The organism is Halorubrum sp. Atlit-28R (assembly GCF_003665955.1).
Taxonomy (GTDB): Archaea; Halobacteriota; Halobacteria; order Halobacteriales; family Haloferacaceae; genus Halorubrum; species Halorubrum tropicale.
Window position 1 is genome coordinate 1 of record NZ_QPLS01000070.1, and the last position, 683, is coordinate 683.

At 66.0% G+C, this 683-nt stretch carries 1 protein-coding gene; it reads right to left on the reverse strand.

Going from position 1 to position 683, the window contains the following annotated elements:
- Positions 1 to 683: V-type ATPase subunit (locus DVK06_RS16825; protein WP_121601120.1), on the reverse strand; the 683-nt coding region annotated here is incomplete at both ends.

Sequence of the window (683 nt, forward strand, 5' to 3'; positions counted from 1 at the left end):
CGCGCTCCTTGGCGAGGATGTACGAGACGATTGGCGTGACAGAAAGCGGGAACACGTAACCGAGCGTGTCCGCGTCCTTCAAGAGCGCCGCGTCGAGGGCGCGCTCGAAGCCGATGAGGCTGTCTGCCGCTTCGAGGTCCGAAAGGGCCGCCGAGAGGCGGTCGCCGTATCGGCTGTCACGAATTTTCGACACCAGCTCGTCCGGGCTGGTCGCCAGCGACGCGAGCTCCGTCGCGCGGAACAGCGTGCCGCCCTCGATGAAGTAGTCGACGGGGTCGAGGTCGGCACCGCTGCGAGCGATGCGGAGCGCGTTGCGGGCGTTTCGGCAGGCGATTTCGGCTTCGAGGAACTCGCGGTACTGCTTTGCCTCTTCGCCGACGACCAGGTCGTCGAGCAACTGCTCGTAGAAGGCGCGGTCAACCGCGTTCTCCAGCGGGACGAGGACGCCGACTTCCTCGTACTCCTCGTAGGCGGCCGCGAGGCCGTCACCGAAGATGGTGCCGGAGAGGACGCTGACGACCTCTTCTATCTCGCCCGCGTCGAGCAGTCGCGAGATGAGGCGGTCGTCGAACTCGCCGGCGCGGATGAGGTCGGATTCGACCTCCTCGTGGGACGCACCGGAGTAGAGACCGCGGATAACCGTCTTCACGTTCCACGCGTCGAACTTGCGGAGATACCGCGCG